Source organism: Burkholderia sp. BCC1047, assembly GCF_902833155.1.
In the GTDB taxonomy this organism is placed as follows: Bacteria; Pseudomonadota; Gammaproteobacteria; order Burkholderiales; family Burkholderiaceae; genus Burkholderia; species Burkholderia sola.
The window spans coordinates 45,532-58,857 of the sequence record NZ_CADFEH010000008.1; the positions used below are offsets into that span (position 1 = coordinate 45,532).

13 protein-coding genes are annotated in these 13,326 nt (G+C 69.7%); 6 read left to right on the forward strand and 7 right to left on the reverse strand.

Annotation, left to right across the window (positions count from 1 at the left end):
- Window positions 1-2: 2 nt before the first annotated feature.
- Together HWX55_RS11080 and HWX55_RS11085 are read right to left on the reverse strand one after the other, a co-directional pair.
- A complete protein-coding gene (locus HWX55_RS11080; protein WP_175975613.1) occupies window positions 3-1,328 on the reverse strand; it encodes an MFS transporter in 1,326 nt (441 codons plus the stop codon).
- Between the two features lie 98 nt (window positions 1,329-1,426).
- Window positions 1,427-1,792 carry a hypothetical protein gene (locus tag HWX55_RS11085; protein ID WP_244140537.1) on the reverse strand — a complete coding sequence of 122 codons (366 nt, stop codon included), beginning with the start codon at window positions 1,790-1,792 and terminating at the stop codon, window positions 1,427-1,429.
- A 195-nt stretch (window positions 1,793-1,987) separates the two neighbouring features.
- Between HWX55_RS11085 and cobA the strand changes: the two genes are divergently transcribed.
- From cobA to HWX55_RS11115, 6 genes are all read left to right on the forward strand, one after another.
- The gene (gene cobA, locus HWX55_RS11090; protein ID WP_175975614.1) at window positions 1,988-2,749 is read left to right on the forward strand and encodes a uroporphyrinogen-III C-methyltransferase; all 762 of its coding nucleotides are present in this window, start codon (window positions 1,988-1,990) and stop codon (window positions 2,747-2,749) included.
- A 120-nt stretch (window positions 2,750-2,869) separates the two neighbouring features.
- Window positions 2,870-3,463 (forward strand): ANTAR domain-containing protein, encoded by a 594-nt coding sequence (locus tag HWX55_RS11095; RefSeq protein ID WP_175975615.1) that lies wholly within the window; start codon window positions 2,870-2,872, stop codon window positions 3,461-3,463.
- Window positions 3,464-3,468: 5 nt separating this feature from the next.
- Window positions 3,469-4,521: a CmpA/NrtA family ABC transporter substrate-binding protein gene (locus HWX55_RS11100; RefSeq protein WP_175975616.1), complete on the forward strand. Its 1,053-nt coding sequence runs from the start codon at window positions 3,469-3,471 to the stop codon at window positions 4,519-4,521.
- A 134-nt stretch (window positions 4,522-4,655) separates the two neighbouring features.
- On the forward strand, window positions 4,656-5,255 hold the full coding sequence (locus HWX55_RS11105) for a uracil-DNA glycosylase family protein (RefSeq protein WP_175975617.1): 600 nt from the start codon (window positions 4,656-4,658) through the stop codon (window positions 5,253-5,255).
- An 89-nt stretch (window positions 5,256-5,344) separates the two neighbouring features.
- Window positions 5,345-6,286, forward strand: coding sequence for a helix-turn-helix transcriptional regulator (locus HWX55_RS11110; protein WP_050012750.1), 942 nt, complete (start codon window positions 5,345-5,347; stop codon window positions 6,284-6,286).
- 117 nt (window positions 6,287-6,403) lie between these two features.
- Window positions 6,404-7,102: a fumarylacetoacetate hydrolase family protein gene (locus tag HWX55_RS11115; protein ID WP_050012751.1), complete on the forward strand. Its 699-nt coding sequence runs from the start codon at window positions 6,404-6,406 to the stop codon at window positions 7,100-7,102.
- A 55-nt stretch (window positions 7,103-7,157) separates the two neighbouring features.
- Here HWX55_RS11115 and HWX55_RS11120 read toward each other — a convergent pair whose 3' ends face one another.
- The 5 genes from HWX55_RS11120 to HWX55_RS11140 all read right to left on the reverse strand — a co-directional run bounded on the left by HWX55_RS11120 (window position 7,158) and on the right by HWX55_RS11140 (window position 13,016).
- Window positions 7,158-7,697: a DUF4303 domain-containing protein gene (locus HWX55_RS11120; RefSeq protein WP_175975618.1), complete on the reverse strand. Its 540-nt coding sequence runs from the start codon at window positions 7,695-7,697 to the stop codon at window positions 7,158-7,160.
- Between the two features lie 133 nt (window positions 7,698-7,830).
- On the reverse strand, window positions 7,831-9,042 hold the full coding sequence (locus HWX55_RS11125) for an MFS transporter (protein WP_175975619.1): 1,212 nt from the start codon (window positions 9,040-9,042) through the stop codon (window positions 7,831-7,833).
- Between the two features lie 228 nt (window positions 9,043-9,270).
- Complete coding sequence (locus tag HWX55_RS11130; protein WP_175975620.1) at window positions 9,271-10,872, reverse strand: trypsin-like peptidase domain-containing protein; 1,602 nt, start codon at window positions 10,870-10,872, stop codon at window positions 9,271-9,273.
- 348 nt (window positions 10,873-11,220) lie between these two features.
- Entirely contained in the window at window positions 11,221-12,126 is a 906-nt protein-coding gene (locus tag HWX55_RS11135) for a hypothetical protein (protein WP_244140538.1), read from the reverse strand.
- A 44-nt stretch (window positions 12,127-12,170) separates the two neighbouring features.
- Window positions 12,171-13,016 (reverse strand): type II CAAX endopeptidase family protein, encoded by an 846-nt coding sequence (locus HWX55_RS11140; protein ID WP_175975621.1) that lies wholly within the window; start codon window positions 13,014-13,016, stop codon window positions 12,171-12,173.
- Window positions 13,017-13,326 lie beyond the last annotated feature (310 nt).

Below are 13,326 nucleotides of genomic sequence, written 5' to 3' on the forward strand. Positions count from 1 at the left end.
GATCAGTTCGCGGCGCTGGCGGCGGCCAGCGCGCGATCGCGCAGCTCGGCTTCGCGCGCCTTGTGTTCTTCGCTGAAGCGCACGGCCATCGCGCACAACGCGGTCGCGGTCACGGCAAGGCCGAGCAGGCTCAACGTGTTCTGCACGTCGCCGACGCCCTTCAGCAAGAAAGCCGCGGCGACCGCGCCGACGTTGCCGCCCGCGCCGACGATGCCCGCGACGCCGCCGAGCGCCTTGCGGTCGATGAACGGCACCAGCGCGTAGGTCGCGCCGCACGCCATGTGCGTGAAGAGGCCGAAGGTCAGCATCGCGACGAGCGCGATGCCGATGCCTTGCGCATGCGAGAACCAGATCAGCCCGAGCCCTTCGCCGATGATCAGCGCGCACAGCAGCGCCGCGCGCACGTCGAGACTGCGGCGTGCGGCGATCTTGTCGGACAGCCAGCCGCCGAGCGCGCGGGCGAACAGCGCGAGCAGCCCGAACATCCCGACCGCGAAGCCGGCGTCCTTCAGCGACAGCTTGAAGTGATCGACGTAGTACAGCGCGGCGATGTTGTGGATGAACACCTCGACGCCGAAGCACGCGCCGTACGTGACGAACAGCATCCACACGCGGTAGTTGCCGCAGGCCGCGAAGAAGCTCGCCCAGCCGCCCTTCTTGCCGCTGTCGATCGTTACGCCCTGCTTGCGCAGCGCGACGAAATCGCCTTGCGGGCAGTCCTGCGTGAAGCGCCAGTACGCCCACGCCATCACGAGCATCGCCACGCCCGGCACGACCAGCGCGATGCGCCACGACGCATCCTCGCCGAAGCCGAGCATCAGGCCCGCGGCGACGAGCAGCGGCATCAGCGCCTGCGTCGCGCCCGCGCCGGCATTGCCCCAGCCGGCCGTCGTCGCGTTCGCGGTGCCGACCACGTTCGGCGCGAACATCACCGACGTGTGGTACTGCGTGATCACGAAGCCCGCGCCGATCGCGCCGATGCCGAGCCGGCAGATCAGGAACCACAGGTAGTCGTGCGTGAACGACACGGCGAACACGGGGATCGCACCGAGCAGCAGCAGCCCGGCATACACGCGGCGCGGGCCGAACCGGTCGCACATCGGGCCGACCAGCAGCCGCACGGCGATCGTCGCGGCGACCGCGGCGATGTTGATGTTCGCGACTTGCGCCGCCGTGAGATGGAATTCGCGCGCGATCAACGGCATCAGCGGCGCGCACGCGAACCACGCGAAGAAGCATACGAAGAACGCCATCCACGTCAGATGGAACGCGCGCATCGGCGCGGTGCGGAGGCTGAAGAGATCGATACGGGTAGCTTTGTCGGTCATGTCGTCCGCCCAAACGAAAAACGGCGTCCTGCGCACCCGGTCTCGTCGAGACCCGATGCGTAGGACGCCGTTGCCCATGAAGCCCGTTGCCGGGCGCGTCAGTATTCGGTACTGCGGGCGAATCGCCGTTGATCCGCCCGAACCAGCTTACGCAAACGCCGTGCCATATCGGCACGAATCCGGCCGAAAGCCTCGTCGCACAAGGCTTGGCGGACAGCACGCGACGCGAGGCGACGCATCGCGCGCTCTCCGTCGCGATGCACCGAGGCACAGATGTGGTGCGCTGCAGCACTGTCGCCGTGCGACATCGCGGTGCGCGCGGACGGCGCACGATGCACACCGATGCGACATGGCGACGGCCCATGTGAGGCATGCGCATGCACGCGTGCGGCCATCGCGCAGTGCATCGCGGCATGCGCTGACCGCGCGTTGCGCCGGTTGGCCCGGATATTGCTGAACGCCATGCATCACCGGCAACGGCGCCGGTGGGCAGTCCCCGCAAAACCCTGCCCGCCCTTCACGGCGGGCCCGACAGGACAACGGCGTCCCCCCGTGCACGGCACGGCCGGATGCCGGTGCGTTTCGACCGCCCGCCGCCGCCGCGCAACAACGCGACATCAGACCGCCGCAGCGATGCGATGCGGCACAGGAATACGACAATGACGACAGGCAAAGTCACGCTGCTGGGCGCCGGCCCCGGCGACCCCGATCTCCTCACGCTGAAGGCGGTAAAGGCGCTGGCCGCTGCCGACGTGCTGCTGCTCGACGATCTCGTCGCGCCCGGCATCGTCGGACTCGCGCCGCAGGCGCGCGTGATCCGCGTCGGCAAGCGCGGCGGCTGCCGCTCCACGCCGCAGGCGTTCATCGAGAAGCTGATGCGTCGCTACGCGCTGCGCGGCGCGCACGTGGTGCGCGTGAAAGGCGGCGACGCGCTGCTGTTCGGGCGCGCCGGCGAAGAGCTCGCGATGCTGCGCGCGGCCGCGATTCCGGTCGAGATCGTCAACGGCATCTCGTCGGGATTCGCCGCCGCCGCGAGCCTCGGCATCTCGCTCACGCACCGCGAGCACTGCCAGGGCGTCACGTTCGTCACCGCGCACCGCCAGGACCATGGCGAACCCGACTGGGCACGGCTCGCGGCGACCGGCACCACGCTCGCGATCTACATGGGGATGAGCCGCGTCGACAGCATCGCGGCCGGCCTGCTCGCCGCGCTCCCCGCGTCGACGCCGGCGGCAGCCGTGCAATGGGCCGGCACGCCCGACGAGCACCGCTGGACCGGCACGCTCGGCACGCTCGCGCGCGGCGTCGAAGCGGCGCGGCTCGGCAGCCCGGCCGTGATCCTCGTCGGCGGCGCGATCGGCGAAGCGGCCGCGCAGGACGCGGACGCGGCAGCCGACGCGGCGCTTGCGCGGGCCGCCTGACATGCGCGGCATCGCGCGGCCTCAGCCGCTCCCCGTTTCCTTTCGCCCCTGCCGCGCGTGCGGCCTGCCTGCATCGCCCGCCGGTTGCACCGACGCATCACTGCTCCTGTTGCCCGCCTCATGAGTTCGTCCGCCCCCGCCCGCCTGCGCGTGCTGCTCGTCACCGATACCGACAAGCCGATCGGCGAACTCGGCGACGCGCTCGCGCGCCTCGGCTACGAGATGCTGAACGACGTCGCGACGCCCGCGCGCCTGCCGGCGGCCGTCGAGGAGCAACGCCCCGACGTCGTGATCATCGATACCGATTCGCCGTCGCGCGACACGCTCGAGCAGCTCGCGGTCATGCATGCGACCGCGCCGCGCCCCGTGCTGATGTTCAGCCACGACGCCGATCAGGAACTGATCCGCGCGGCGGTCGGCGCGGGCGTCAGCGCATATCTCGTCGAAGGGTTGTCGGCCGAGCGCCTCGCGCCGATTCTCGAAGTCGCGCTCGCGCGCTTCTCGCACGACGACGCACTGCGCCGCCGGCTGGCCGACGTCGAGCGCGAACTCGACGAACGCAAGCTGATCGACCGCGCGAAACGCGTGCTGATGGACCAGCGCAAGCTGTCCGAACACGACGCCTATGCGGCGCTGCGCAAGCGCGCGATGGATCAGGGCCTGCGCATCGTCGACGTCGCGCGACAATTGCTCGACGCGTCACCCCAGTCATGAGTCCAATGAATACCTCTCCTCCCGCCGCGCCGGAACGCGCGCATCTTCGCCTCGGGTTCGTCGCGCTCAGCGACGCGGCCCCGCTGATCGTCGCGCAACGCCTGAACCTCGGTGCGCGTCATGGCCTCACGCTCGAATTGAGCCGCCAGCCGTCGTGGGCGGCCGTGCGCGACAAGCTGCTCAGCGGCGAGCTCGACGCCGCGCATGCGCTGTACGGGCTCGTCTGCGGGTTGCAGCTCGGCATTGGCGGCCCGCAGGCCGACATGGCCGCGCTGATGGTGCTGAACCGCAACGGCCAGGCGATCACGTTGTCGCGCGGCCTCGCCGACGCTTACCGCGAAACCGGCAGCGTGCGCGCCGCGTTCGCGACGCTCGGCCGCAAGCCGCTGCTCGCGCAGACCTTCCCGACGGGCACGCACGCGATGTGGCTGAACGCGTGGCTCGCGTCGCACGGCATCGATCCGCTGCGCGACGTGCGCAGCGTCGTGATTCCGCCGCCCGAGATGGTCGCGGCACTCGCGGGCGGCGAGCTCGACGGCTTCTGCGCGGGCGAGCCGTGGCACGCGGTGGCCGAAGCATGCGGCGCGGGCCGCACCGTCGCCGTCACGAGCGAGATCTGGCCCGATCATCCGGAGAAGGTGCTCGCGACCCGGCGCGATTTCGTCGCGCTGTATCCGGCCACCGCACGTGCGCTGGTCCGCACGCTCGTCGACGCGTGCGCGTGGCTCGACAGCGCCGCGCACCGCCGCGAGGCGGCCGACTGGCTCGCGTCGCCCGACGCGCTCGGCGTGCCGGCCCGGTTGATCGCACCGCGCCTGCTCGGCGACTACGGCGCGGGGCCGTTCGCGACGCCGCCGCTGCCGATCCGCTTTCACGACGGCGGCGCGGTGAACCGGCCCGATCCGCGCGAGGGCCAGTGGTTCCTGTCGCAATACCGGCGCTGGGGCATGCTCGACGGCTCGCACGACGACGCGGGCATCGCCGCGGCGATCGCGCAGACCGCGTTGTATGATGCTGCGGTCGCCGAAGGCGGCGCGGCGGGTCTGTCGCAGGCGTAGCGCGTAGCCGTAGCGCGCACCGCGCAGTGCAGCCGGTACCCGCCGGCGCCACGGAGGCGGCCCGGCCGCCGACCGCCGGCCGCTCGTGCCGCTCGGGCGACACCGCGTTGCCCCCCCATCCCCGCTCCGAATCAATGCCGAAACCAACGCACGCGCCGCTCGACGTGCTGCTCACCGAAATCCGCGCGTGCCGTGCATGCGAAGCCGACCTGCCGCTCGGCCCGCGCCCGGTCGTGCGCGCGCATCGCGATGCACGCATCCTGATCGTCGGGCAGGCGCCGGGCGCGCGCGTCCATGCGAGCGGCATCCCGTGGGACGACGCGAGCGGCAAGCGGCTGCGCGACTGGCTCGACGTGGACGCCGACACCTTCTACGACGAGACGCGCTTCGCGATCGTGCCGATGGGCTTCTGCTACCCGGGCCGCGGCGCGAGCGGCGACAACCCGCCGCGCCCCGAATGCGCGCCACTGTGGATCGACCGGCTGCTGGCCGAACTGCCGTCGATCCGGCTCACGCTGCTGATCGGCCAGTACGCGCAGCGGCATTTCCTGCGCGACACACGCAAGGCGACGCTGACCGACACCGTGCATGCGTGGCGCGACTACGGCCCCGCGATCCTGCCGCTGCCGCATCCGTCGCCGCGCAACCAGGCGTGGTTCAAGCACCATCCGTGGTTCGACGCCGACGTCGTGCCCGAACTGCGGCGCCGGGTCGCGCCGCTCGCGGCGGGCTGACCGGGTAGCGCGGGGCCGCGCCCGTCCCCGTCGCGCCCGGTTCGCTGTACCATCGCGGCTCCACCGCGTCACGAACAGCACAATCCTTCATGCCCTCCACCGCCCCGCCGCGCCTGTACGGGATGCCCGAACGCAGCGACCGGCTCGATTTCTACATCCGCGACCAGGCGTCGCGCCAGGCGATCACCGAGCCGCACCGGCACGCGTATTTCCAGATCCAGTTCAACCTCGGCGGCGACACCGAGCAGCGCATCGGCGGCGTCACGCGGCCGTTTCCGCGCGGCGCGCTCGCGTTCGTGCTGCCGCACCGCGAGCACCTGATTCCGCACCCGGAAGGCGCGCATTTCATCGTGATCAACTTCAGCCAGGCGTTCCTGCGCGCCGATCTCGACGTCGATCCGCTCGATCTCGAGGACGTGCCCGCGCACCGCTTCCCCGAGCTGACGCCGTTCCGCTTCCAGGAGCACGTCGATTTCATCCTGACCGGCGATACGTACGACGAAGCGCGCCGCCTCGCGCTGTGCATGCTCGACGCCGATCGCGTGCGCACGTTCGGCTCGACCACGTTGCTGCGCGGCTACCTGCTGCAACTGATCGGGCTCGTCTGCACGCAGTACGCGGGCGCGCTCGACAAGCTCGCGCAACGCGGCGCCCAGCGCGCCGGCCGGCGCGACGCACTGGCCCGCGTGCTGCGCCACGTGCGCGCGAACCTGACCCGCGAGGACCTGACGCTCGCCGCGACCGCCGAAGCCGCGTTTCTGTCGCCGAACTACCTCGCGCACCTGGTGCGCAAGGAAACCGGCAGCACCTTCACCGATCTCGTGACCGAGCGCCGGATCGCGCTCGCGCAGTCGCTGCTGGCCCATACCAGCCGGCGCATCGCGGACATCGCCCGCTCGGTCGGCTTTCGCGACGAAGGCTATTTCGCGCGGCGCTTTCGTGCGCGGGTCGGCGTGTCGCCGAAGGCGTACCGCGACGCGAACGCCGCGCTGCCCGCCGCCGACGACGCGCAGCCGGCCGCCGACGCGTAGTTTTGTCCCGGTAAAACGCAGTTGCGTCGCATCCGCGCGCACGCACGTCGGGTATCGTTGCACGCATGCCGGCCGACGCGCCGGTCGTCCGTCTTCCTACCGAACGAGGCCAATCCGATGTCCGCCTATGTCATCGACGCCGCCGAGCGTCCTTCCGTCGAAGTCGAACAGTCGTCCGCGCGCTTTCCGGTGCGCCGCGTCTTCTGCGTCGGCCGCAACTACGCCGACCACGCCCGCGAAATGGGCGCCGACCCCGACCGCGAACCGCCGTTCTTCTTCACGAAGCCGGCCGACGCGATCGTCCCGGCCAGCGGCACGGTCGCCTATCCGCCGCTGACGAACGACCTCCACCATGAAATCGAGCTGGTCGTCGCGATCGGCAAGGACGGCCGGTCGATCGACCCGGCCGACGCGCTGTCGCACGTGTGGGGCTACGGCGTCGGCGTCGACCTCACGCGCCGCGACCTGCAGGCCGAAGCGAAGAAGCTGAGCCGGCCGTGGGACTGGGCGAAGGGTTTCGACGCATCGGGCCCGGTGACCGCGCTGCGCGCGGCGACGGCCACCGGCCACCCGGCGACCGGCCGCATCTGGCTCGCGGTCAACGGCGACACGCGCCAGCAAGGCGACCTCGCCGACATGATCTGGCCCGTGCCCGACGTCATCGCGTACGTGTCGCGCTCGGTCGAGCTGAAGGCCGGCGACCTGATCTTCACCGGCACGCCGGCCGGCGTCGGCGCGCTGCAGCCGGGCGATCGCGTGACGGGCGGCGTCGACGGCATCGCGACGTTCGAATTCGTGGTCGGCGCGAAGCCGTAACGCGACATGCGCGGCGGCCGCGTGCCCGGGCCGCCGTGCGAGATTCTGATGCCGGTCAGTCGTAGCGGCGCAGGAACGCGTCGGCGACGGCGGGCGGATTCAGCGCTTTCGCCGATGCGTTTTCCAGCGCCTCGGCCGCGTCGTCGTCGCTGATCGACACGAACAGCGTGATGGCCGCCCTATCGTCGCCCGTGCCGAACACGCCGTCGCGATCGAGCAGCCGCAATGCCGCAATCATGTCGGCGTGCAGTTGCCGGGAAAATTCGCTGAAGCGCGACTGGACGAACTGCGGGCTCAGCACTTCGTCGGCGAGCCTGCCGCAGATCGCGTTGAACGGCGACGCCTCGGCCGCCGCGTACGCCCATTCGGACACGCCCCATACGAACCACGGATCGTCGTCCGCCACCGCCTGTTGCGCGCGGATTCGGCGCAGCCCTTCGACAGAATTGGCGGCCGGCACCACCGTCATCGCGCCGCTGTCGGTGTACAGCGCAAACGCATAGAAATGCTCGTCCGGGTGCAACGCCCGCAGCGCCCTGAAGGTCGCCCTCGCGGCATCGGCAATGTCCCGCTGGAAATCAGAAAAGTCGCTCATCGCATCCTCGTCCAGTCGCCCTTCGCGCTCGCCGGGACACGCGGCGCGCGGATCATGCGTCGTCTCCCGGCATGCGGCGGATTGTCGATTGTCCGTCAATCGGCCGCGCGCCGGTACCGGGGCGCACCCGCGCTCACCGCCCGGCGTCCTGCCCGTCGAACGCCCGCACGTACACGGCGGCCGCCAGCGCGATCGCCGCCGACAGCAGCATCATCGCGAGCGGCAGGTAGCCGGCATTGCGCGGGGTCAGCAGCGCGCCTGTCAGCGACGACAGCGCGGCGCCGCCGCCGATCGTCATCGCGCCGGCCAGCCCCGACGCGCTGCCTGCCAGCTCCGGGCGCACCGACACCGCGCCCGCATGGGCGCCGGGATTGCTCAGCCCGTTGCCGATGCCGACCAGCACGCACGGACCGAACCATGCGAGCGCGTGCGTCGCGCCGCCGAACACGAGCGCGAGGCCGATCAGCGGACCCGCACACGCCGCGACCCGCCCGCACAGGATCGTCGTGGCCAGCGCGTAGCGGCGCGCGACCCGCGCGGCCAGCAAGCTGCCGCCCACGAAACCGGCCGTGATCGTCCCCATGTAGAAGCCGATCTCCGCCGGCGCGATGCCGAACCGCGTTTTCGCGGCGAGCGGCGCGCCGGCCAGGAATGCATAGAACGTGCCCGTCGAAAACGCCATGCACAGCGCATAGGCCCAGAAACGGCGCGCACGCAGCAGCGCCGGATACGCACGAAGCTGCTGCGCGAAGCTCGACGGCCGGCGCGTATGGGTTTCGACGAGATCGAACGCGCACCAGCCGAACAGCGCGCTGCCGACCGCGCCGAGCAGCCAGAAGCTCGCGCGCCACCCGACCGTCTGATCGAGCACGCCGCCGAGCGTCGGGCCGAGCATCGGCGCGAACGCGGCCGCCATCGCCGCATAGCCTATCCGGCTCGCCGCGCGCGCGCCGCCACCGGCGTCGCGGATCGCCGCCATCGACACTGGATAGACCGACGTGATCGCCGCCTGCATCATCCGACAGCCGAGAAATACGCGGATATCCGTCGCCGCCGCGCAGCCGAGCGAACCGAGCGTAAATATCGCGACGCTCGTCAGCACGATCGGCCGCCGGCCGAACCGGTCGGACAGCGGCCCCGTCACGCATTCGAGCGACGCGGCCACCGCCGCATAACCACCGAGCGACAGCGCGACGAGCGCATAGTCGGTGTGCAGGTCGCGCACGATCGCCGGCAGCGACGGCAAGAACAGGCTCAGCGGCAGCACCGACAACGCGCACAACAGGATCAACGTTGCGTGTCGCGGCGACGCCGGATCGGAAGCGGTCGACAGGTTCGATGACAAGCGAAAGCCCTCCCGCGCACGGGCCGCACGGCCGTGCGCAACACAAAAAAAAGCCCCCGCACGAGTCGGGGGCGCATGGGTGCCGGCGCGGTGCCGCTACCGGACCCTGCGCCTGTGAGCTACTACGATGAAGCAAGCCGTTTTCATGCCGAGTGGCTCCTGAATGCGTGGCGGACCGCCAGCGATACCGGACGATGTTAGGCGGACGCTAGCAGCCGCGTCAACGCCCTACCGCACGCGCACCGACACGAACTTCCGCGCGTTGTTGCGCTGGATCAGCACGGCGATCACGCTGCCGCCGCTCGCTTCGAGCGTCTGCACGTCGTCCGGCGTCTCCAGCAGCGTGTCGTTGAGTTCCAGCACGACGTCGCCGGGCAGGATGCCTGCGCGCGCGGCCGGGCCGTGCACCGCGTCCACCATCATCCCGACCGCGAGCCCCGTCGACCGGCGCTCGGCGTCGCTCAGCGCGTGCATCGTCAGCCCGAGGCGATCGCCGCGGTCACCGCTGGCACCGCCATCGCCGGGCTCGCCGGCAGCCGGCCCCGGCCGTCCACCGGCCTTCGGCGCGGCCATGCCGACCGTTGCGGCCGCGCTCATGCCCGCGTCGTCGGCGCCGACGATCGTCAGCTTCACCGGCGCACGGTTGCGGATCACGCGCAGCGGCGCCTTCGCGCCGGGCGGCAGCGCGGCGGCCAGGTCGTCCAGTTCGGCCGAGCGACCGATGGTCTTGTCGCCCATCTTCACGATCACGTCGCCGGGCTTCAGGCCGGCCGCGGCGGCCGGCGAGCCGGGCGCGACGCCGTTGACGAGCGCGCCTGCCGGACGCGGCAGCCCGAACGCCGCGGCCAGCCCGACGCCGACGTCCTGCACGTCCGCGCCGAACGCATTGCCCGACGGCGTGCCCGGCGCAGGCGCCTGAGCCTGCTGCGCCTGCTGTTGCGTCTGCATCTGCGCCTGCTGTTGCGCGCGCAACTGGGCGCGCATCCTTGCCGCGAATGCGATCGGGATGGCGAACGTCGTGCTTACGTAGCGATCGGTGCCCGTATAGACCTGCACCGCGATGCCGATCACGTCGCCCGCGCGATTGAACACGGGGCCGCCCGAGTTGTCCGGGTTCGGTGCGATGTCGGTCTCGAAGAACGGAAACGCGCTGCCGTCCGGCAAGCGGCGCGACGTCGCGCTGACGATGCCGGCCGTGACCGTGTTGCCCGATCCGTCCGGCGCGCCGATCGTCATCACCGGTTCGCCCGCGCGGACCTTCGACGAATCGCCGACGCGCACGAACGGCAGCTTCGTCGCGTCGACGCGCAGCACGGCGACATCGCTTTGCGGATCGACGGCCAGCACCGTCCCCTTGAATTCGCGGCGGTCGGTGAGCCGCACCGTCACGTCGGTCGCCTCGTCGACCACATGGGCGGACGTGACGATCAGGCCGTCGGCGCTGACGATGAAGCCCGAGCCGCTGCCGGACACCGCACGCGGCAGCGTATCGGGCGCCGGCGCCGCCGGTGCGGGCGGCGCCGCACCGTGCCGGAAGAACGCGGTGAGCGGATCGTCGGGATCGAGGGCGGCAAAGGCCGGCCCGCCGGTTTGCGGATCGGGTGTGGCGGCCACGATGGTCACGACCGCCGGGCCGTAGCGCTCGACGATCGCCGGGAAATCGACCGGCATCGCGTAAGGCGCGGCGGGCGGCCGCACCTTCATCGCCGGTGGTGCGGCGTGCGGTGCGAGGGTGCCGGCAACGGCGGCGGGCGGCGGCCAACATCCGGCAAACACGCCCCCGATCAACGCGGTGCGAAGCACGGCGCGAGCAAGCGTCTGGCAAACCACGGTGCCACCTCCCCCGGCAGCCGCGACGCTACCCTGCGCGAGACGCGCAGGCGCCCGACAAGCACCGGTACACCCAACCATTTATAGCGCACGCGCCGGTTGGAACACACGAATCGAAACCCGTATGCCGGGAGGCGCCGTGGCGGCGGAACCGCGACGGCGTTCGTTTCGAACAAAGCGCGCGGTTCGTCAATCCGAATATCCACCACGCAGCGGTGCGCGTGCCGGCGTCAGCGTGACGGTCTGCGGGCAATCATCAGCCTGTCGCGCATGACCGACAGACAGCATGCGAAGCGCGGATGGTCCGTCATCGGTCCGCATCCGTCGACGAGCCGGCACCCGCTCCGTTCAGTGGCACGACAATACCGCCACCCCGCCGACGCCTTGCGTGTTCGGCAACGCAGCCGTGTAACCGACGGCGACCAGCGGCTGGGCCGCGTCATGTCCGACAACGATCGATTGAATCGTTGCGGGCCCGGTAGTCTTCAACACGCCGTTCAACGGCACCTGCGTATACGTCAGCCCGTGTTGCGTACTTCCGAGCTGGATCGACAGGTTCAGCGTGGTGAGCATGCGCGTGACCGGATCCAGCATGGCCGAAGCCGAAACGAGCGCCCCATCCGCGCCGCCGTTGTTGCTCGCCACCGTGTCGGAAATTACCTGCGTACACGAAAGCGGAGCGCCCGTGGCGGGCAACGACAGCGGCGTGCCGACCGCGTAGTGCACGCCCTGCGCATCGGTATAGGTATTGCCGTCGGTGTCCATCGCGCGATTCCACCGGCCGATCGCCACATCGGTGCCGACGCCCTGGATCTCGGTCACGGCCCCGTGGTCGAGCCCGAGGCAGTCGGTCGCCGCCGACGACGACGCCAGCGTCGTAAACGCGCCGCTTCCCTGCTGAACCAGGCTCGTCGCCGGCACATTGTCCGCCGTCATGTTGCGGTTCTTCGCCCACTCGCTCGGCAAATTCGGCACCACGAGCACCGCCAGTTGGCCGTTGTTCGCCGCAACCGGCGACGCCGCGCCCGAATAGCTGAAGCGGCCGTTCGGTCGGCAGGCCGTGGGTGCGGACGGCTGGCCAGGCGCGCCCGGCGCCGGCGTGGCGGGCGGCGTGACCGTCGGCGTTCCCGCCGTATCGTTGTTCGATGCGTTGCTGCCCGTTTTGGCCGCGCCACCGTCATCGCCGCCGCCACACGCCGCCAGCATCAACACCGTACTCGCCAGACCCACCAGACAGACTTGCTTGCCCCGCATGCTTTACCTCGTTTTCTCGTTGTAGAAACCATCATGACGCGCGCTCAGTTCGCGCCGTTGTCGTTTGCCGTACGCGCGGGCGCCATTCGCAGTGCATCCACCGACTTGACCAGCCCCCACGCGCCGACGCCGCCCAACGCGAGCGCGCCGAACCACCAGGACGTCGGCCAGATCTCGAGCAGGCTCTGCCGGGTGAGGACGAACGGCGATTTCAGTGCGACGATGACCACCGCGGTGTTGTAGCAGGCGTGAATCAACATTCCCGGCAACAACGATCGGGTGGCCGCATAGAGCTTCCCGATCAACAAACCGAGTCCGAATGCGAGCGCGAACTGATACACATTCAAATGCGCGAGACCGAACACGGCGGCCGAATGCGCGATAGCCGTTCCCTCCGGGTACTGTCGCAAGAAGCTGCGCAGCATCACGCCGCGAAACAACATCTCTTCGAGTAGCGGCGCAATCACGCAGGTCAATACGATCAGGCCGAGTCCGCCATTCGCATAAACCTCGCCGGCGTCCTCCCGGCTTCCGCTCCACGGGAAAAACTGCCCGATGCCGACTTCAAGCACGCTCATCACCACGAGCAATGCCGGTGTAATCAGCAAAACGGGCACGAGAAATCGCCTGATCGTCGTTCGCCAGGAATCCACGCTGTCGTGCAGCAGGCTACGGTAGGTCAATTTGCTGTGATGAAGCAGCACCGTAAATAAGAGCCCGTTCGCGAGCACCCTTCCGATGCTGGCGATCGCCATCGTCTGAAGCCCTGCGCTGCGGCCGAGCGACCAGATAATCGAGTTCGTCAAATACTCGACCAGGTTCAGCACGACGACGATAAAAAACGCTTCCAGCAGATTCGGGAAGCAATAGTGGCTTGAATCGGGTTTCATCTGGCTCGGTTCGATTTCGCAGACGGCACACGCGGTGATTGCGCGCTCGGATGCCTGCGGCCGATCTCATCGGATCGGCATTTTTATTTATAGGAGCACATGGCCGATGCGACGCATCGCGACTTGCGCCGGCCTTCGTCCTCCACTATCCATTCATCATGAAAAAGTAACCGCTTGTCACGGGGCAGAATCGTCGCTCATGGCATGTGTCGTGGCAAGCGCCATTGACCATTCCTTACGATCGAAAAAGCAAGACTTTCGATTCACGTCGCGTGTTCAGGAAACTTCAATATCGGGATATCGGCCGATT

What these genes read in the sequence shown, in the direction of transcription:
- HWX55_RS11135 (WP_244140538.1), bottom strand. Translation starts at nt 12,126, where the DNA reads ATGCGGGGCAAGCAAGTCTGTCTGGTGGGTCTGGCGAGTACGGTGTTG.
- HWX55_RS11105 (WP_175975617.1), top strand. Translation starts at nt 4,656, where the DNA reads ATGCCGAAACCAACGCACGCGCCGCTCGACGTGCTGCTCACCGAAATC.
- HWX55_RS11085 (WP_244140537.1), bottom strand. Translation starts at nt 1,792, where the DNA reads ATGGCGTTCAGCAATATCCGGGCCAACCGGCGCAACGCGCGGTCAGCG.
- cobA (WP_175975614.1), top strand. Translation starts at nt 1,988, where the DNA reads ATGACGACAGGCAAAGTCACGCTGCTGGGCGCCGGCCCCGGCGACCCC.
- HWX55_RS11095 (WP_175975615.1), top strand. Translation starts at nt 2,870, where the DNA reads ATGAGTTCGTCCGCCCCCGCCCGCCTGCGCGTGCTGCTCGTCACCGAT.
- HWX55_RS11115 (WP_050012751.1), top strand. Translation starts at nt 6,404, where the DNA reads ATGTCCGCCTATGTCATCGACGCCGCCGAGCGTCCTTCCGTCGAAGTC.
- HWX55_RS11110 (WP_050012750.1), top strand. Translation starts at nt 5,345, where the DNA reads ATGCCCTCCACCGCCCCGCCGCGCCTGTACGGGATGCCCGAACGCAGC.
- HWX55_RS11100 (WP_175975616.1), top strand. Translation starts at nt 3,469, where the DNA reads ATGAATACCTCTCCTCCCGCCGCGCCGGAACGCGCGCATCTTCGCCTC.
- HWX55_RS11080 (WP_175975613.1), bottom strand. Translation starts at nt 1,328, where the DNA reads ATGACCGACAAAGCTACCCGTATCGATCTCTTCAGCCTCCGCACCGCG.
- HWX55_RS11120 (WP_175975618.1), bottom strand. Translation starts at nt 7,697, where the DNA reads ATGAGCGACTTTTCTGATTTCCAGCGGGACATTGCCGATGCCGCGAGG.
- HWX55_RS11140 (WP_175975621.1), bottom strand. Translation starts at nt 13,016, where the DNA reads ATGAAACCCGATTCAAGCCACTATTGCTTCCCGAATCTGCTGGAAGCG.